The sequence below is a fragment of the Rhizobium sp. O111 genome, assembly GCF_055616315.1.
This window is the reverse complement of record NZ_JBSHXL010000001.1, coordinates 3,381,746-3,399,558: the sequence shown is the minus strand read 5'-3', so window position 1 is coordinate 3,399,558 and position 17,813 is coordinate 3,381,746. Positions and strand designations below refer to the sequence as shown.

General features: G+C 62.2%; 14 protein-coding genes and 1 riboswitch. Of the genes, 5 read left to right on the top strand and 9 right to left on the bottom strand.

Translation table 11 applies throughout. The features are described from left to right. Positions 1-2: 2 nt before the first annotated feature. The 4 genes from ACVTFQ_RS16995 to ACVTFQ_RS16980 form a co-directional block, all read right to left on the bottom strand. Entirely contained in the window at positions 3-1,826 is a 1,824-nt protein-coding gene (locus ACVTFQ_RS16995) for an ABC-F family ATP-binding cassette domain-containing protein (RefSeq protein ID WP_047508952.1), read from the bottom strand. A 3-nt stretch (positions 1,827-1,829) separates the two neighbouring features. Continuing rightward, positions 1,830-2,486 (bottom strand): thiamine diphosphokinase, encoded by a 657-nt coding sequence (locus tag ACVTFQ_RS16990; protein WP_181459261.1) that lies wholly within the window; start codon positions 2,484-2,486, stop codon positions 1,830-1,832. A gap of 87 nt (positions 2,487-2,573) precedes the next feature. Then, positions 2,574-3,254 (bottom strand): OmpW/AlkL family protein, encoded by a 681-nt coding sequence (locus tag ACVTFQ_RS16985; RefSeq protein WP_111562654.1) that lies wholly within the window; start codon positions 3,252-3,254, stop codon positions 2,574-2,576. 84 nt (positions 3,255-3,338) lie between these two features. After that, positions 3,339-3,875: a MarR family winged helix-turn-helix transcriptional regulator gene (locus ACVTFQ_RS16980; RefSeq protein ID WP_111562653.1), complete on the bottom strand. Its 537-nt coding sequence runs from the start codon at positions 3,873-3,875 to the stop codon at positions 3,339-3,341. A 117-nt stretch (positions 3,876-3,992) separates the two neighbouring features. Here ACVTFQ_RS16980 and ACVTFQ_RS16975 point away from each other — a divergent pair, with 117 nt between their 5' ends. The 5 genes from ACVTFQ_RS16975 (at position 3,993) to ACVTFQ_RS16955 (ending at position 10,936) form a co-directional block, all read left to right on the top strand. Beyond that, positions 3,993-5,528, top strand: coding sequence for an MDR family MFS transporter (locus ACVTFQ_RS16975; RefSeq protein WP_111562652.1), 1,536 nt, complete (start codon positions 3,993-3,995; stop codon positions 5,526-5,528). Between the two features lie 72 nt (positions 5,529-5,600). Further along, a riboswitch (TPP riboswitch) is annotated at positions 5,601-5,717 on the top strand. Positions 5,718-5,797: 80 nt separating this feature from the next. Further along, on the top strand, positions 5,798-6,778 hold the full coding sequence (gene thiB / locus ACVTFQ_RS16970; protein WP_313760447.1) for a thiamine ABC transporter substrate binding subunit: 981 nt from the start codon (positions 5,798-5,800) through the stop codon (positions 6,776-6,778). Positions 6,779-6,791: 13 nt separating this feature from the next. Further along, positions 6,792-8,441: a thiamine/thiamine pyrophosphate ABC transporter permease ThiP gene (gene thiP / locus ACVTFQ_RS16965; RefSeq protein WP_018901863.1), complete on the top strand. Its 1,650-nt coding sequence runs from the start codon at positions 6,792-6,794 to the stop codon at positions 8,439-8,441. Further along, positions 8,434-9,150, top strand: coding sequence for a thiamine ABC transporter ATP-binding protein (locus ACVTFQ_RS16960; protein WP_111562650.1), 717 nt, complete (start codon positions 8,434-8,436; stop codon positions 9,148-9,150). Before thiP ends, ACVTFQ_RS16960 begins: the two co-directional genes overlap by 8 nt. Positions 9,151-9,391: 241 nt before the next feature. Continuing rightward, entirely contained in the window at positions 9,392-10,936 is a 1,545-nt protein-coding gene (locus tag ACVTFQ_RS16955; RefSeq protein ID WP_026283613.1) for a M48 family metalloprotease, read from the top strand. A 63-nt stretch (positions 10,937-10,999) separates the two neighbouring features. Here ACVTFQ_RS16955 and ACVTFQ_RS16950 read toward each other — a convergent pair whose 3' ends face one another. The 5 genes from ACVTFQ_RS16950 to ACVTFQ_RS16930 form a co-directional block, all read right to left on the bottom strand. Then, complete coding sequence (locus ACVTFQ_RS16950; RefSeq protein WP_018901866.1) at positions 11,000-11,860, bottom strand: RNA polymerase factor sigma-32; 861 nt, start codon at positions 11,858-11,860, stop codon at positions 11,000-11,002. A gap of 380 nt (positions 11,861-12,240) precedes the next feature. Then, the gene (locus tag ACVTFQ_RS16945) at positions 12,241-12,816 is read right to left on the bottom strand and encodes a CarD family transcriptional regulator (protein WP_018901867.1); all 576 of its coding nucleotides are present in this window, start codon (positions 12,814-12,816) and stop codon (positions 12,241-12,243) included. A 395-nt stretch (positions 12,817-13,211) separates the two neighbouring features. Next, positions 13,212-13,550 carry a ferredoxin FdxA gene (fdxA, locus tag ACVTFQ_RS16940; RefSeq protein WP_026283614.1) on the bottom strand — a complete coding sequence of 113 codons (339 nt, stop codon included), beginning with the start codon at positions 13,548-13,550 and terminating at the stop codon, positions 13,212-13,214. Between the two features lie 194 nt (positions 13,551-13,744). Beyond that, on the bottom strand, positions 13,745-14,149 hold the full coding sequence (locus ACVTFQ_RS16935) for an RNA-binding S4 domain-containing protein (RefSeq protein WP_111562649.1): 405 nt from the start codon (positions 14,147-14,149) through the stop codon (positions 13,745-13,747). Positions 14,150-14,152: 3 nt separating this feature from the next. After that, positions 14,153-17,260, bottom strand: coding sequence for a helicase-related protein (locus ACVTFQ_RS16930; protein WP_112436397.1), 3,108 nt, complete (start codon positions 17,258-17,260; stop codon positions 14,153-14,155). Between the last annotated feature and the right edge of the window lie 553 nt (positions 17,261-17,813).

Here is a 17,813-nt window from a genome sequence, read left to right as displayed (position 1 = left end):
GCTCAGCCCTCCAGCTCTTCCCTGAGCATCTCGAGCTCCAGCCACTCTTCTTCCATCTTCACCAGGCTGTCGCGGAACTTCTCCATCTCGGCGGCCAGGCGGTTGAAGGTCGTTGGGTCCTTGGAGAAGAGGTTGGGGTCGGCCATCTTTTCCTCGCGCTTGGCGATTTCGGCTTCGGCCTTGGCCATCTCCTTGGGCAGGTTTTCGAGTGCGAACTTCTGCTTGAAGGAGAGCTTTCCTTTGCCCTTCGGCGCTTCGGCGGCAGGGGCTGCGTCTTGCGCTTTTGCCTTCTCGGCCTTCTCCGCCTTCTTGCGCTCGTCGGCGGCACCCTTGCGCTGCGCCAGCATGTCGGAATAGCCGCCGGCATATTCGATCCAGCGGCCATCAGGCGCATCCGGCACGGCGGGCGCGATCGTCGAGGTCACGGTGCGGTCGAGGAAGTCACGATCGTGGCTGACGAGGATGACCGTACCAGGGAAGCCTGCGACGACCTCCTGCAGCAGATCCAGCGTCTCGATGTCGAGGTCGTTGGTCGGTTCGTCGAGGATAAGCAAGTTGGACGGCCGCGCCAGCATGCGGGCGAGCATCAGGCGGGCGCGCTCGCCGCCGGAGAGGTTCTTGATCGGCGTGCGGGCCTGCTCCGGCTGGAACAGGAATTCCTTCATGTAGCCGGTGACGTGGCGCTGCTCGCCGTTCACAAGCAGGTTCTCGCCGCGCCCGTCGGTGAGATAATGCGCCAGCGTGTCCTCGGGGTTCAGATCCTCGCGCTTCTGGTCGAGCGTGGCGATCTCCAGATTGGTGCCGAGCTTGATGATGCCGGTATCGGGCGGCAACTGGCCGGTCAGCATCTTCAGGAGCGTCGTCTTGCCGGCGCCGTTCGGGCCGACGAGGCCGATGCAATCGCCGCGATGAACGCGGATCGAAAACGGCGTGACGATCGGGCGTTCGCCATAAGTCTTGGTGATCTTGTCGGCTTCGATGACGAGCTTGCCGGATTCCTGCGCATCGGAGACGGTGGCCTGAACGGTGCCCTGCGGACCCTTGTGGCCGCGATAGCTGGCGCGCATCGTCTGCAGCTCGCCGAGGCGGCGCATGTTGCGCTTGCGGCGCGCGGTGACGCCGTAGCGCAGCCAGTGCTCCTCGCGCTCGATCGCCTTGCCGAGCTTGTGCTGCTCCATCTCCTCGGCCTCGAGCACTTGGTCGCGCCAGGCCTCGAAATGGGCGAAGCCACGGTCGAGGCGGCGCGAGGTGCCGCGGTCGAGCCAGACGGTGGCGGTCGAGACTTTTTCCAGGAAGCGCCTGTCGTGCGAGATCAGAACCAGTGCGCTGCGGGTCTTCTGCAGCTCGCCTTCCAGCCATTCGATGGTGGGTAGGTCAAGATGGTTGGTCGGCTCGTCCAAGAGCAGGATATCGGGCTCGGGCGCCAGAACGCGGGCAAGGGCGGCGCGGCGCGCTTCGCCGCCGGAGAGGTTCTTCGGATCTTCCTCGCCGGTGAGGCCGAGATGCGAGAGAAGATAGGTGACGCGGTAGGGATCGTCACCCGGTCCAAGCCCCGCTTCCGCATAGGCCTGCACGGTGCTGTAGCCGGCGAAATCGGGCGCCTGTTCGAGATAGCGCACGGTCGACGACGGGTGGCGGAACACTTCGCCGGACTGCGCCTCGACCATGCCGGCGGCGATCTTCAGGAGTGTCGACTTGCCGGAGCCGTTGCGGCCGACAAGGCAGATCTTGTCGCCGGGCTCCACCTGCAGGGCAGCACCGGCCAGAAGCGGCGCGCCGCCGAAGCTCAGGAAGATATCGTCGAGTTTAAGGATAGGGGGCGCCAAAAATCAGACTCCAGAAAGATCGTAAGGGCGGGCGAGCACGATGGCGCGGCCGCTTTGAAGCGAGAAGCGCACGGGGCCTTCCGCGACATTGGAAATGGTGCGCGACGAGCCGAAGGGCAAATGGAAATCGCTGAGCGGATAGCGCGCGTTTTCGATGAAGAGGCCGCTGAGCTCGCTGAAGGCGGGAACGGAAAACAGGCTGTTCTTCGGCAGATCGAGCGTGATGGTGCCCGTGATCAGCGGCACGGCTTCCTCCGTGCCCGAGGTGAGCAGTACATCGAGGCCGGTCTCGGCGAGGCTGACGGCGTAGATGAGGTGCTGCAGCGCGTGGTCTGAACGGTCGCCTGAAAGGGCGCCCACGAGGATCAGTCGCGTTGCGCCGCGCGCGATCGCTTCCGACACGGCGATCTCGCCATCGGTGGCGGCCTTGGCGGCGGGGTAGGGCTTTCGCGGAATGTCCGAGAATGCGGCCGTCAGATCATCCGGCGTGGAATCGAAATCGCCGACCCAGAGCTCCGGCCTGACATCGAGCGCCAGCGCGTGCCGCATGCCGCCGTCGGCGGCGATGAAACGGCTGCCGGAGACGGCTGCGCGAAGGCGCTCCGTCATGTGCAGCTCGCCGCCGAGCAGGATGGTGAAGGTGGATTGGCTCATGGGCATTGCCCATAGCGCAAAGCGGAGGAAAAGGGAAAGGGCGCGGACATGGTTTGTCCGCGCCCTCAAGCGTTTCTGCGATAAAGGTTGGCTTTAGAAACGGTAGGTCACACCGGCGCCGATCAGCCAGGGATCGAGCTTGGCCTTGCCGGTCATGTCGGTGCCGCCGACGTTCACGTTGAAATCGGGACGCAGGAAGATTTTCTTGACGTCGACGTTGAGGCCCCAGTGCTCGTCGAACATGTAGTCGAAGCCGGCCTGGAGCGCGACGCCGAAGGTGTTGTCGATGTCGAGGCTCTGGGCGCTTTTGCCCTTCTCGTTGTAGAAAATGGTGTAGTTCAGACCGGCGCCGAGATAGGGCTTGAAGTTGCCGAAGTCGGTGAAGTGGTACTGCAGCGTCACCGTCGGTGGCAGCAGCCAGGTCTTGCCGACATCGCCGAGGCTTTCGATCGAACCCTTGCCGGTAACGTTGGCGAATGTCGTGCCGAGAATGAGTTCGGCGGCGATGTTGTCGGTGAAGAAGTAGGTGACGTCGAATTCAGGAACGACCGTGTCCGAATAGGAGAGATCCGAGCCGGCGACGCCGCCGACATAGCCGGAATCCTGGGTGATGACGCCAAGCGCGCGCAGGCGGATCATCCAGGGGCTCTGGCTCTGTGTCGCTTCCTGTGCCGCGGTCGGCTGGGTCAGGTCGGCGGACATGGCCGGATGGGCGGCGGCAACCAGAACGACGGCAGCGAACATGCCCTTTAGTTTTGCCAGGCGGCGTTTCATTCGATTCTCTCCTAGGTTTTATGGTCAGGGGGAGTTCTATGAAACGTGGCAAGGTAACTGTTTGATTCAGATCAATCTCTCGATCTATTTTCCGGCTTTTGGTGTCGCGGGCAAGTGTTTGTCGCGCATGGCGAAAACGCGCTCGAAACCGGTCATGTACCGATCAAACAGCTCGGCGAAGTTTTTGGCGTCCTCGGACGACCAGTCGGAGACGACATCCTTGATGATTGCGAGCTTCTGAGATTTCAGTTCCGTGAGCAGGCTCCAGCCGGATGGCGTGATCACCACCAGGATCCGCCGGGCGTCTTGCTGAGATGCCGCGCGTTCTAGAACACCGCGGCCCACCATGTCGGCGACAATGCGGCTTGCGCGGGACGGATCGATGCGCATGGCCTCGGCAATCGTTCCCACGGTCACCTCGCCATTTCTGCGGGCGAGCTTGACGGCTTCGAGAACATCCAGATGTGAGAGCTCCAGATCCGGAGCCACTTTTTCGATGGCGAGGCGGGCAATCAGTCGTCGCCCCGTGATCATGCGCATACGGCTCATGCTTTGGCCGATATGGGCGATATCATCTTCGGTCGGCGTGGTGTCGGGGTCGATTTGCAAAGTATCTGTCATGGGGTGGAGGATAACAGAAGCGATCGGGGAGGAAAATATGCTGATGTCATTTATATGACGTTGACATTTATATGCTGATAGCACATAAATTGCGCCCTAACCAGAAAGATCGCCCCCATGAACCCACAGATCGCAGCGCAGCCGCTGGTGACCGACCCCCGTCGCCGGCTCATTCTCTTTCTTTTCCTGATGACCGCCATGTTCATGGCCATGCTCGACAACCAGATCGTCGCCACGGCGCTTCCGACAATCGTCGGTGAGTTCGGGCATCTTGAGCGGTTCAGCTGGGTCGGCTCGGCCTATCTGCTGGCTGTCAGCGCGGTGATGCCGCTCTATGGCAAGCTCGGCGATCTCTTCGGCCGCAAATATGTGATGATGGCCGCGATCCTGATCTTCACCGTGGGTTCGGCGGTTTGCGGGCTGGCGGTGTCGATGAACACGCTGATCGCCGCGCGCCTGCTGCAGGGTCTCGGTGGTGGCGGGATCATGGTGTCGATCTTCGCGGTGACGGCCGATCTCTTCGAGCCGCGCGAGCGCGCCAAATACCAGAGCTATGTCAGCCTTGTGCTGATGGCGTCGGGCGCTATCGGGCCCGTGCTCGGCGGCACGATGAGCGATCTCTTCGGCTGGCGCTCGATCTTCCTCGTCAATATCCCGATCGGCGCCGTTGTGCTTGGCGGCTTGGTTTTCATGCTTCCCTATCGCAAGCCGAACCGTCGCCCGACGATCGATTATGCCGGCGCCATTCTGCTGGCGCTGACGACGACGAGTATTGTGCTTGCCGCTGATGGCGCGCAGGTGTTCGGGTCGCTGATCGCCCCGCTTAATCTCGCAATCATCACCGCCGGCGTGGTCTTCCTGGTGTCGTGGGTGTTCGTCGAGCGCCGTGCCGCCGAACCGATCATTCCGCTGTCGCTGTTTCGCAATTCGACCTTCAGCCTGCTGCTGATCATGTCGATCATGAGCGGCGGCATCGCTATCGGCATGGTGAACTACTTCGCGCTCTTCCTGCAGACCACGACAGGGCTTTCTCCGTCCGCGGCCGGGCTGCTCTTCATCCTGCTGACCGGAGGCCTGATGTGCGGGTCGATCTCGGCCGGACGGATCATCTCGGTGACGGGGCGCTACAAGCCGTTCGCTATCGCCAGCCTCAGCTGCAATGCCTTGGCCTTCGCGCTGTTGTCGCAGTTTCATGCCGGCACGCCGATCATCTTCATCGGCGCGGTGATGACACTGCAGGGTGTCGGGGTCGGCCTGGCACAACAGGTGCCAATCATCGGCGTGCAGAACGCGGCGCCGGTGCGCGATATCGGTGCGGCGACCGGTTCGGTGACACTGTCGCGCATGGGCGGGGCCTCTATCGCGATCTCGATCTACGGCGCGATCATCGGCTCGCAGCTCTCGCGCGTCGGCTCCTCCATTCCCGGCGTTGCCGATATCGAGCAGCTGACGCCGAAGATGCTGGCCGCCTTGCCGGAGGCCGCACGCCAGGCGGTTGCCGAGGCCTATGCCAATGCCTTCGTGCCGCTGTTCATGACCTCCTGCGGCATCGCTCTGATCGGGCTTGTAGCGGCCCTGATGTTGAAGCCGGTCCAACTGCCGCGCACGGGTGGCGCTGCGCCCACGAAAGCGGCTGCCGACGCCGCCGAATAGCCACGAACCTAGCTGACAAACCCTGGCCGACGTCCGCTCTTGCCAGACGCCGGCTACGGATATACACCTTGCGACGCTCTAACGGGGTGCCTCGTATCTTCAAGGATGCTTGGCTGAGAGGCTTGCGAAAGCCAACCCGCGGAACCTGATCCGGCTAACACCGGCGGAGGGATTAGACGCGTGACACCAGGCACCGCCCTTTTCCCCTTCATTGAACCTAGAGGAGAGGTGTCATGACCCATTTCAAGACCTATGCGCTCGGCGCCGCCATGCTGTTGGCGGGCTTTTCGGCAACGGCAGCATACGCCGCCGACAAGACGCTCACCATCTACACCTATGAGAGCTTCACCTCCGAATGGGGTCCCGGCCCGAAGGTGAAGGCGGCGTTCGAGAAGACCTGCGGCTGCACGGTTAACTTCGTAAGCGTCGCGGATGGCGTGGCTCTGCTATCGCGTTTGAAGCTTGAGGGATCGGGCACCAAGGCGGATGTCGTGCTTGGCCTCGACACCAATCTGATCACCGAAGCCAAGGCTACCGGCCTGTTCGATGCGAGCGGCGTCGATACCAGCGCGCTGCAGGTCCCCGGTGGCTTCAAGGACGACGTCTTCGTGCCTTATGACTACGGCCATTTCGCCGTGATCTACGACACGCAGACGATCAAGACGCCGCCGGCGAGCCTGAAGGAGCTGGTAGACGGCGATCCCGCGCAGAAGATCGTGATCGAGGATCCCCGCACCTCTACGCCGGGCCTCGGCCTGCTTCTCTGGGTGAAGTCGGTCTATGGCGACAAGGCGCCGGAAGCCTGGGCCAAGCTCAAGAAGCGTGTACTCACGGTGACGCCCGGCTGGTCGGAGGCCTATGGCCTGTTCACCAAGGGCGAGGCGCCGATGGTGCTCTCCTATACGACGTCGCCCGCCTATCACATGGTTTCGGAAAACACAGATCGCTACCAGGCAGCCGCCTTCTCCGAGGGACACTACATCCAGATCGAGGTGGCGGGCCTGCTGAAGAACGCGCCGGACAAGGCGCTGGCGCAGGACTTCCTGAAGTTCATGGTCACGCCTGGCTTCCAGGACACGATCCCGACCAACAACTGGATGATGCCGGTGTCCAAGACTTCGGAGCCGCTGCCGGATGCTTTCGGCAAGCTCGTCAATCCGTCGAAGACCTTCCTGATGAGCTCGGATGAGGTCGCCAAGAACCGCAAGGCCTGGATCGACGAATGGCTGGCCGCCATGAGCATGAATTGATGAGCATGAACTGATGCTTATTGCGCCGTCCGAAAGACGATACGCGCTGGCCGGCGGGGCGCTCAGCCTCGCCGCCATCATCGTCTTCGTGACGGTCGCGACGCTATCCCTGCTGATCTCCACCGACGGCATGCCTGTCGGTTCGATCGTTTCTGATCCATACATCCTGCGCGTCTTGCGCTTCACGCTTTTACAGGCGACGCTGTCGACGTTGCTGTCGCTCGTGCTGGCCATCCCGGTGGCGCGCGCGCTGGCGCGGCAGCCGCGGTTTATCGGCCGCATCTGGATCATCCGGCTGATGGCGGTACCGATGGGGCTGCCGGTGCTGATCGGCGCGCTCGGCCTGATCGGCATCTGGGGCCGGCAGGGCGTCGTCAACACGATGCTGTCATGGGCGGGTATCGATCAACCCGTCAGCATCTATGGTCTGTCGGGCATTCTGCTCGCGCATGTGTTCTTCAACCTGCCGCTTGCCTGCCGACTGATGCTGGCGGCGCTGGAGCGGGTGCCGGGCGAATACTGGCTGGTGGCGAGCGGTCTCGGCATGCGGCCGGTGTCCGTCTTCCGCTTCATCGAGTGGCCGGTGCTGCGTTCGGTTATCCCTGGCGTTGCCGGGCTGATCTTCATGCTTTGCGCCACCAGCTTCACGCTGGTGCTGATGCTCGGCGGCGGACCGGCAGCGACCACGATCGAGGTGGCGATCTACCAGTCGCTGCGCTTCGATTTCGATCCTGGCCGCGCGGTGGGCCTGTCCCTACTGCAGATCGCGTTGACGGCCGTGGTGCTCGGCATCCTATCGCTGCTGCCGGCATCCGGAGATGCGGGGCTGACGGCGGGCCGCACGATCCGGCGCCCTGATGGCGCGCTGCTCGGTGCATGGGTCGCCGATCGCGCGCTTCTCACGTTGGCGGTGCTGTTTCTCGGCCTGCCGCTGCTTTTCATCGTCATCGCCGGCCTGCGCGCCGATCTGATGAAGCTCGTCGGTGAAGCGATCTTCTGGCGAGCGCTTGCCACCAGCGGTGTGATGGCGCTCTCGTCGGCCTTGCTGTCGTTCGCCCTGTCGATGCCGCTCGTGCGCGCGCGCCATACGCTTTCGCTTGAGCGCAAAGCGCGGTACGGCACGCGGTCCTTCTTTGCTGCCATGGGTGCGGCATCATCGCTCGTGCTGCTCTTTCCGCCCATCGTTCTCGCCACGGGATGGTTCCTGGCGGCGCGGGATGTCGGTGACGTCAATGTCGTGGCGCCGGTGCTCGTCGTTGCCATCAATGCGCTGATGGCGATGCCTTTCGTCGTCAGGGTGCTGGAGCCGGCCTATGCGATCCACCAGCGCCGCACGCAGCGGCTGAGCGCCAGCCTCGGCATCTCCGGCCTCGCCAAGCTGCGGCTCATCTCGTGGCCGGATCTGCGCAAGCCGGTGCTGACGGCGCTGTCCTTTGCCATGGCGCTGTCGCTGGGCGATCTCGGCGCCGTCGCGCTGTTCGGTTCGGATAGTTTCGTCACGCTGCCGTGGCTGGTCTATTCCAGTCTCGGGAGCTATCGCACCAATGATGCGGATGGGCTGGCGCTGATCTTGGGGGTGATCTGCCTGCTGTTGACGATTTCGGGCACGATAGGCTCGGGGGTGGCGGATGAACCGAAGCGGGAGGCGCTATCGCATGACTGATGCCATCGAGATGCGCGGCGTGACGCTGCGGCTGGGCCAGAACTCATTCGTGTTCGATTGCGCGCTGCCCGAAGGCGCCGTTATCGGCGTCACCGGCGCATCGGGCGCGGGCAAGTCGACCTTCCTCAATCTGCTGGCCGGTTTCGATACGGCGGATGGAGGACAGATCCTGTTTGACGGAAAGGATATCGGCCACCAGCATCCAGCCGAACGTCCCGTGTCGCTGGTGTTTCAGGACAACAATCTCTTTGCGCACCTCAATGTCTTCACCAATATCGGGCTCGGCATTCATCCGGCGCTGAAACTTGGCGATGCCGATCGGCGGGCGATTACGTCGGCGCTCGCGAAGGTCGGGCTGTCAGGCTTCGAAAAGCGGATGCCGGCGACGCTTTCCGGTGGCGAGCGGCAGCGGGTGGCGTTTGCCCGGGCGCTGGTGCGTCAACGCCCCATCCTTTTGCTCGACGAACCCTTCGCCGCGCTTGATCCAAGCCTTCGGCGCGACATGGCGGCGTTGCTTCTGGTCATGCATCGCGACAGCGGCAACACCGTCGTGATCGTGTCGCACGATGCCGACGAGATCAGGCGGATTGCCGACGATGCGATTTTCATCGATCAGGGCAGGGTCGCGGTGGCGGCGCCGATCGAGCGGTTTTCGACCGGCGAGAACAATTCCGCGCTGCGGCAATTTCTGCGGATCGACGAATCTTAACAAGACAACGGCACTTTCGCCATAATTTGCGGCGACCCAGAGAACTCCTTAACCACGTTAGGCTTGCTAAAGTATAAAGCCGCCATATTTAGGCAGAGTCTCGCTATGCAACCGATGCGGAAATCAGCTAAAGCAAAGACTTGGGTCCTCGATTGTGCACTGCGGAAACGGGGGCGTACGCCTGTTGAACCTTGATGAAGACGACCGGGGCGCCATGACGGCGAGCCGGCCGAGAAGCGCGATGACTCGGAGAGCCAGACTGGACCGCATGACGACGTGGAAACTGCCCGCGCCTTCCAGTGATGTGTTCTTCGCAGCGTGCCGCTGGGCGCGACGGGCGTCGATCCTGTCCGCCTCCACCGTGGCGCTCTACGGCTGTCAGTCGGCGCTCGAACAATCCTATCAGCCCAGTGTCGGCCCTTCGTCCAATCCGCAGATCGTCGACGAAGTGCAGAAGAACGATCCGCGTGCGGCCATGGGCGCGCGCGAGCATCCGCGCATCGTCGCGAGCTATGGTGGCGAGTACAAGGATGCCAAGACCGAGCGGCTGGTGGCGCGCATCGCCGGCGCGCTGACGGCGGTGTCGGAAAATCCGAGCCAGTCCTACCGCATCACCATACTGAATTCGCCCGCGATCAACGCGTTCGCGCTGCCCGGCGGCTATCTCTACGTGACCCGCGGTCTTCTGGCGCTCGCAAACGATGCGTCGGAAGTGGCCGCCGTGCTGTCGCACGAAATGGGCCACGTCACCGCCAACCACGGCATCGAGCGGCAGAAGCGTGAAGAGGCGGAAGTGATCGCCAGCCGCGTCGTCGCCGAGGTGCTTTCGAGCGATATCGCGGGCAAGCAGGCGCTGGCGCGCGGCAAGCTGCGGCTTGCCGCCTTCTCGCGCCAGCAGGAATTGCAGGCCGACGTCATCGGCGTACGCATGCTCGGCGAAGCCGGCTATGATCCTTATGCGGCTAGCCGCTTCCTCGATTCCATGGCCGGCTACAGCCGCTTCATGTCGGTCGATCCCGATGCCGACCAGAGCCTGGACTTCCTGTCGAGCCATCCGAACTCGGCGCAGCGCATAGAGCTTGCGCGCGACCACGCCCGTGCCTTCGGCCAGGAGGGCAAGGTCGGCGATACCGGGCGCGGATATTATCTCGACGGCATCGATGGCCTGCTCTACGGCGACAGCCCCGAAGAGGGCTATGTTCGCGGCCAGACCTTCCTGCATGGTGGTCTCGGCATTCGCTTCGACGTGCCGCCGGATTTCAAGATCGACAACAAGGTCGAGGCCGTGATGGCGACCGGTCCCGGCGACATCGCGATCCGCTTCGACGGCGTGGCCGACAACCAGAACCAGTCGCTGACCAATTATATCTCGAGCGGCTGGGTCACCGGGCTCGATCCGTCGACCATCCAGCAGATCACCGTCAACGGCATGGAGGCCGCTACCGCGCGCGCCAGTGCCGACCGTTGGGATTTCGACGTGACTGTCGTGCGCAACAATTCGCAGATCTTCCGCTTCCTCACGGCCGTGCCGAAGGGAAGCACCGCGCTGCAATCGACGGCCGACGTGCTGCGCTCCAGCTTCCGGCGCATGACGCCGGCCGAGGCTGCGTCGCTGAAGCCGCTTCGGGTGCGCGTTCTGACGGTGCAGCCTGGAGATAACATCACCACGCTCGCGGCGCGGATGATGGGAACGGATCGCAAGCTCGATTTGTTCAAGCTTATCAACGCCCTGCCGACCGGCGCGTCCGTTGCGCCCGGCGACCGCGTCAAAATCATCTCGGAATAAAAAGAGGCCCGGCTTGCGCCGGGCCAGTTGCATCACTGGGGAGTAATCTCGGAGTAATCGGGGTTAGTGCGCGGCCATGTACGGGTCGGCGCTGACGAGCGCTGTCCGAAGCTTTTCCATGGCACGGCTTTCGATCTGGCGGACGCGCTCCTTGGAGATGCCGAGGTCGGCGCCGAGCTCTTCCAGCGTTGCGCCGTCTTCGGCAAGGCGGCGGGCGCTGATGATCTTCATCTCGCGTTCGTTGAGATGGGTGAGCGCGGAAGCGAGCCACACCCGGCGGCGTTCACCGTCGATCATGTTGGTGACCTGCTCATCGGGCAGCGGTTCGTTGCTGACGAGGAAATCCATCTTCTCGGCGCTATCGGCATCGCCGGACACCGACGGCGCCTGGAGCGAGGCGTCGTTGCCGGAGAGGCGGGCATCCATGGTCTGGACGTCGGAGAGGCTGACGCCGAGTGCTGCGGCGATCTCCTGGTGGATCGATTGCAGCGTCAGCTGCGTATCGCCCTTGGCGAGCTTGGCGCGCAGGCGGCGCAGATTGAAGAACAGCGCCTTTTGCGCCGAGCTGGTGCCGCCGCGCACGATCGACCAGTTGCGGAGAATGTAATCCTGGATCGAGGCGCGGATCCACCAGCTTGCGTAGGTGGAGAAGCGGACATCACGCTCCGGCTCGAAGCGGGCGGCGGCTTCCAGAAGGCCGACATAGCCTTCCTGGACGAGGTCGCTCATGGGAAGTCCAAAGTTGCGGAATTTCGCGGCCATGGAAATGACGAGGCGCATATGCGCCATTGCGATCTGATTGCGTGCCCCGCGGTCGTCGTTGTGCTTCCAACGGACGGCGAGGTCGTGTTCTTCCTCGCGGGCAAGATAGGGAGCCGCCATGGCGATCTTGATCATGCGCCGGTCTGCAGACATGTTCTTCATATCGGTCTCCTGAGTTCAGACTTTTAGCCCTGAAAAAGGGCAAACAAGGCTTGCTTCCGGACATTGCGGACCGGATCAAATTCATGGCTGGAAGATATGAAGGCCTCTAACTCTGGACGTCTCAGAAAGAGGCCCTAGTTACTGCTATGTGCTGGTTATGGCGCGAGCCCAGACCGTTTTCTTCACGTTGCCAAATCGGCAATTTGTGGAAGGCATGATCCGCTCCTCGTCGCATCCTGACATGAAAACCGGACCTCCAGCGAAATTGCTTTCTCCCGGAAGTCCGTGGTGACAGTGTGTAAACGCGCAACTGTGGAAAAGGTTCCAATAAAAAAACCCGGCACGATGGCCGGGTTTTTTGGTGAGAAGAACGCCTGAGATCAGGCTGCTTCTTCCTCTTCTGCTTCGTCTTCTTCCACAGCCTTGCCGCGCTTCGGACCCTTGTTCAGGTTCGTCTCGACGAGGCGGACGGCTTCGGTTTCCGAGAGCTTGTTGACGGCGGCGATTTCGCGCGCCATGCGGTCAAGCGCTGCTTCGTAAAGCTGGCGTTCGGAATAGGACTGTTCCGGCTGGTTTTCGGCACGATAAAGGTCGCGAACGACTTCAGCGATCGAGATCAGGTCGCCGGAGTTGATCTTGGCATCGTATTCCTGCGCGCGACGGGACCACATGGTGCGCTTGACGCGCGCCTTGCCCTGCACGACCTTCAAAGCACGCTCGACGAAATCCGTCTCGGAAAGCTTGCGCATGCCAATGCTCATGGCCTTTGCGACCGGCACTTTCAGGCGCATCTTGTCCTTCTCGAAATCGATAACGAAAAGTTCGAGCTTCATCCCGGCAACTTCTTGCTCTTCGATGGCGCTGATGGTACCGACGCCATGAGCGGGGTACACGATCGATTCACCGGTCTTGAAACCATGGCGGGCTGCTGAAGGCTTTTTCTGCTGGATCGTCATTCTTGTCAAAAACTCCCTGTTACGCTTCCGGCCAAGGCCGGAGCCGGGTCAGTCAGGCCCGGATGAGACGGTCGGATCCGTCGGGTGACTTTACTTCTGGTCCCACCGGGAAGAAGCAAGCATATTCAGACACGCAATCTTGGGGCGTGACAGCTCAAGATCATGATATGTCACGGAAATCGCGCTTGGATTTGTTTGCTTTCGTGGTGGTTTGGGGCATCCTTGATGCCGCAAAAGGAACAGTGTGTGAAAGTTACCACAAAAATATGAGGAAATCAATAATTTACTGCGTATGAGTCATGCGGGCAACACATGTCGCCCCCATAAGTCATGCATATCCGCCATGAGATTGGGCAGATTCCGGCCCTGTCTCAGACTATAGTATCAGCGGGCGATCAATCGCCGGCGCCGGGCTTTTCCGAGAAGTATTTCTCGAACTTTCCGGTCTCGCCATCCACGTCCTTGGCGCCATCCATCGCGTCCTTCTTGACGGTGATGTTGGGCCAGATGCTGGCGAACTCGGCATTGATCTTCAGCCACTTGTCGAGGCCCGGTTCGGTATCCGGCTTGATCGCCTCGGCGGGACATTCCGGCTCGCAGACGCCGCAGTCGATGCATTCGTCAGGATTGATCGCGAGGAAATTCTCGCCTTCATAGAAGCAATCAACGGGGCAGACTTCAACGCAATCGGTATATTTGCAGCGAATGCAGTTGTCGGTCACGACATAGGTCATGAAGAACTCCAGGATTTTCACGCAGACGGGGCCGGGCAACCTGGAACGTCGCGCCTTTCCCCTGGCCGGAGACGGACATGACCAGTCTTGGGAACTGCCACGCCATCCGGCAAGTTGCTTGTGAAGTATCGGCTTTGGTGCCGGATTTCAAGGATAAAGAAAGCGCGAAAGCGCCGAGTTTGGAGACGGATTTTCTAATCGTCGTCGGACATCAGGCGGTCGATTGCGCGGCGCTCTTTCTTGGTCGGTCGTCCAGCGCCCGTATCGCGGGTCGCCTGCTCGTAGGGCGTCAGCTGTTTGCGGTCTTGCTGTGACGGTGAGATGTCGTCGTAGAGGAGGCGGGCCTCCTCGAAAGGGCCGCGCCGAGCGCCACCGGATTTGACGATCAGAACGAACTCGCGGCGGTCGAGCGAGAGCTCGATCCTGTCGCCGGTTTTGATCTGGTGGCTTGGCTGGGAAACGCGCTCGCCGTTGATGCGCACATGCCCGGATTGAACATGGGCCTGCGCCAGCGAGCGTGACTTGATCATGCGCGTGAAGAACAGCCACTTGTCGATGCGCTGGCGCGAACCGCTTGATGGCTGTGTCTTCTCGCTCATCGATTACTTCTTCATCTGCTCCTTCAAGGCAGCGAGCTTGGCGAAGGGCGAATCCGGATCGACCGGCTTTTCCTTGCGCGGGGGCTTTGCCTCGAAGCGCAGCGGCTGAGAGCCGCCACGGTTGTTGTTGCGGTCGTCGCGACCCTTGCCGCCACGATCCTGACGGTCGCCGCGCTGGTCGTTGCGGCCCTGGTGCGGCTTGCCGCCGTCCTTGCCGCGGTTCTGGCGGTTGCCGTCACGGTTCTCGCCTTCGCCGCCCTGTCGACGATGGCCGTGGCCACGCTCCTGGCGATCACCGCGCTCCTGACGTTCACCCTGGCGTTCGCCGCCACGGCGCTCGCCATGGCCGCGTGCCTGGCGCTGGTTGCCGTCGGTGCGGCCGCCAAGACGCCAGAGTAGAACCGGCTTCGGCTCTTCAGCTTCGGCAGCCGGCACTTCCGCTGCGGGCGCAGCTTCGGCAGAGGCTTCGGTCTCGGTTACTTCAGCGGCGGGCACTTCGGCAGCAGGGGCTTCGGCGGTTTCGGCAGCCGGTGCTTCCGCAGCCGTCTCGTCAGCAGAGGCGCTGTCGGCGTCGTCGTGCTCGGCCGTTTCAGCGGCGGCGTCAGCGGTTGCTTCCGTCGTAGCTGCTGCGGCCGGCGTCGCGGCGGCGTCCTGTGCTGCCAGATAGGTAGCTGCTTCCTCGGCCTTCACGGCGTCGGCGCGATAGCCGAGACCCTTCAGGATCTCTTCCATGTCCTCGAGCGTAGCGCCGAGAATGGAGAGCATCGCCGTGGTCGTGGTAAAGCGGCGGCCGTCATAGGCACCCTCTGGGCGGTTCGGCTGACCCGGCTTCCACTGCAGCAGCGGACGGATGATGTCGGCCAGACGCTCAAGGATATCGACGCGAACGGCGCGCTTTCCAAGGAAGCGGAAGCCCGCCAGCTTGTAGAAATTGCGCTCATAGCTCGGATCGGTCACCACCGAGGTGCGGCCGGCGGCCAGAACCGGAATGAGGTCACCGTAGCCCGGCTTGTCGAGGCCGTCGTTCTTCAGCGCCCAGAGCAGCGTGATGAGTTCGGCCGGAGCCGGCTTCAGCAGTGCCGGAACGAAGATGTGGTAGGCGCCGAAGCGAACGCCGTAACGGCGCATCGAGGCGCGTGCGTCCTGATCCAGCGACTTGACCTCTTCGGTCACGTCGCGACGGAAAAGCACGCCGAGATTTTCCACCAGCTGGAACGCCAAACCCTTGGCGAGGCCCTGCAGGTCTTCAGCGCGCGACAGATCGTCGAGCGGCTTCAGCACGGTCGAGATGTGGTGATTGACGAAGCGTTCCAGGCGAGCGGCGACGTGGTCGCGCGCATTGCCGGTCAGCTGTTCGTCGGCAAGCAGGATCAAGCGCGGACGCATGATGTGCTCGGTGCCGGCCAGACGTGCCACGGGATCGCCGAGCCAACGGATCGAGCCGTCGGAGCCGATCGCCAGATCGCCGTTGCCAGACGCGTGAATACGCGCTGCGCGGGCTTCGAATTCCAAAGCAAGCGCCTTTTGCGAAGCAGCCTGGACAGCCTTCGCGTCCGGACCATCCGCTCCCGATACAGGCGTGAACCGGAAACCCGACAACTGCCCTACATGATGTCCTTCTACGAAGACATCGCCATTTACACTGATTTCAGCTTCCAGCATCGCATTCTCTCTCAGGCGCTTCATGAGCACAGATGTCCTGCGATCAACAAAGCGTTTCGTCAACCTTTCATGTAACGCATCGGACAATCGATCTTCGATTTCCCGCGTCTTTTCCTGCCAGTGTGTCGGATCGGCAAGCCAGCTGGGCCGATTCGATACATAGGTCCACGTCCTTATCTGCGCGATTCGCGCCGAAAGCGTGTCAATTTCACCGTCAGTTCGATCCGCGCGGTGCACTTGTTCGGCAAGGAAATTCTCATTTACCGTGCCATACCGCACGAGATCGGAAAAGAGGGTCGCGATCAGATCGGCGTGCTGGGCCGGCGTAATGCGCCGATAATCCGGCAGCGCGCAGGCCTCCCACAGCTTTTCGACCCTTGCCGGCGTGTCGGCCAGATCACGAATCTCGGGATAGCGCGACAGCTGCTCGAGCGCCTGCTGGTCGACTGCCGGCAGCGCGCGCGTCAGGCCGGGCACGCGCGGCCCGGTTTCAAGGCTGGCGCGCAGCGTCTGTATCGATTTGAAATCGAGGTCTGTGGTGCGCCACTGCAGCACCTTCACGTTGTCGAAGTGGTGGCCCTCGATGCGGCCGACCAGCTCCTCGTCGAACGGGTCGACATGGCCCGTCACACCGAATGTGCCGTCGCGCAGATGGCGCCCGGCGCGGCCGGCGATCTGGGCGAGCTCGGCGGGGTTGAGGTTGCGGAACTGGTAGCCGTCGAACTTGCGGTCCTGAGCGAAGGCGACATGGTCGACATCGAGGTTGAGCCCCATGCCGATCGCGTCCGTCGCCACCAGATACTCGACGTCGCCTGCCTGGTAGAGCGCCACCTGGGCGTTGCGGGTGCGGGGGCTCAGCGCGCCGAGAACGACGGCCGCCCCACCACGCTGGCGGCGGATGAGCTCGGCGATCGCATAGACCTCGTCGGCCGAAAAGGCGACGATGGCGGAGCGCTGTGGCAGGCGGGTGATCTTCTTCTGGCCGGCGTAAAGCAGGTGCGACAGGCGCGGACGCTCGACGACGGTGATGCCGGGAAGCAAATGCTGGAGGATCGGCCGCATGGTCCCGGCGCCGAGCAGCAGCGTCTCGTCGCGGCCGCGCAGATGCAGGATACGGTCGGTGAAAATGTGTCCGCGCTCGAGATCGCCTGATAGCTGCACCTCGTCGATGGCGACGAAGGCAGCCTTGGTTTCGCGCGGCATGGCTTCGACGGTGCAGACGGAGTAGCGCGCATTCGGCGGCGAGATCTTTTCCTCGCCGGTCACCAGAGCGACGTTGTGGACACCGACCTTTTCGCAGACACGCGTATAGACCTCGCGCGCGAGCAGGCGCAGCGGCAGGCCGATGATGCCGGTGCCGTGGGCAACCATCCGCTCGATGGCATAATGGGTCTTGCCTGTATTGGTTGGACCGAGCACCGCGGTCACGCCGCGCCCACTCAGTATCATCGGCTGCGATGTCAGTGTCTTTGTCCTGCAGACGGGGCGGGGTGCCCCGGGGGTAAAACCAAGCTCCTGATCCGAAGCAGACAAACAAATGGACAGCCGCTGGCGCAAACGCAAGGGCTGATTTCAATTTCACCGGCGGATTTTAGCTCTCGCGAATAGCTTGTGGAATGCTCGCATAGCGATTCGGAACAGCAGTAGAACGAATCGGAGACGAATCGCTGACTCCCGATGATTCAGGGTTTGTTCACTGCTAAGTATTGATTTTGAATCACTTTTTCCCACCAGATGCTGAATCGGATGATTCTCGCTTGGCGTGTACCGGTGTTTTTGTTCGGCGGATAAGGAAGGGGCGCTCAGCCATGACTTCGGTTCCGCCTGAAATGTAAAAAATCCGTTTCGAAGCGAGCTCGATCAAATCCGGAACAAAGAGAAGACGAATCAGCGACTTTGCTGACTTCCCGGTTTGTTCACGACAACCTATTGTATTTTATGGAAATTTAACCATAGGCGCGAGTCCGCTTTTGGCGCCGCACCTGCTATGCCTCAGCGCGAG

Excerpts from the sequence above, each read along its gene's own strand:
- ACVTFQ_RS16955 (WP_026283613.1), top strand. The coding sequence starts at position 9,392 with ATGACTCGGAGAGCCAGACTGGACCGCATGACGACGTGGAAACTGCCC.
- ACVTFQ_RS16980 (WP_111562653.1), bottom strand. The coding sequence starts at position 3,875 with ATGACAGATACTTTGCAAATCGACCCCGACACCACGCCGACCGAAGAT.
- thiB (WP_313760447.1), top strand. The coding sequence starts at position 5,798 with ATGCTGTTGGCGGGCTTTTCGGCAACGGCAGCATACGCCGCCGACAAG.
- thiP (WP_018901863.1), top strand. The coding sequence starts at position 6,792 with ATGCTTATTGCGCCGTCCGAAAGACGATACGCGCTGGCCGGCGGGGCG.
- ACVTFQ_RS16935 (WP_111562649.1), bottom strand. The coding sequence starts at position 14,149 with ATGAGCGAGAAGACACAGCCATCAAGCGGTTCGCGCCAGCGCATCGAC.
- fdxA (WP_026283614.1), bottom strand. The coding sequence starts at position 13,550 with ATGACCTATGTCGTGACCGACAACTGCATTCGCTGCAAATATACCGAT.
- ACVTFQ_RS16960 (WP_111562650.1), top strand. The coding sequence starts at position 8,434 with ATGACTGATGCCATCGAGATGCGCGGCGTGACGCTGCGGCTGGGCCAG.
- ACVTFQ_RS16945 (WP_018901867.1), bottom strand. The coding sequence starts at position 12,816 with ATGACGATCCAGCAGAAAAAGCCTTCAGCAGCCCGCCATGGTTTCAAG.
- ACVTFQ_RS16950 (WP_018901866.1), bottom strand. The coding sequence starts at position 11,860 with ATGAAGAACATGTCTGCAGACCGGCGCATGATCAAGATCGCCATGGCG.
- ACVTFQ_RS16930 (WP_112436397.1), bottom strand. The coding sequence starts at position 17,260 with ATGATACTGAGTGGGCGCGGCGTGACCGCGGTGCTCGGTCCAACCAAT.
- ACVTFQ_RS16990 (WP_181459261.1), bottom strand. The coding sequence starts at position 2,486 with ATGCCCATGAGCCAATCCACCTTCACCATCCTGCTCGGCGGCGAGCTG.
- ACVTFQ_RS16975 (WP_111562652.1), top strand. The coding sequence starts at position 3,993 with ATGAACCCACAGATCGCAGCGCAGCCGCTGGTGACCGACCCCCGTCGC.
- ACVTFQ_RS16985 (WP_111562654.1), bottom strand. The coding sequence starts at position 3,254 with ATGAAACGCCGCCTGGCAAAACTAAAGGGCATGTTCGCTGCCGTCGTT.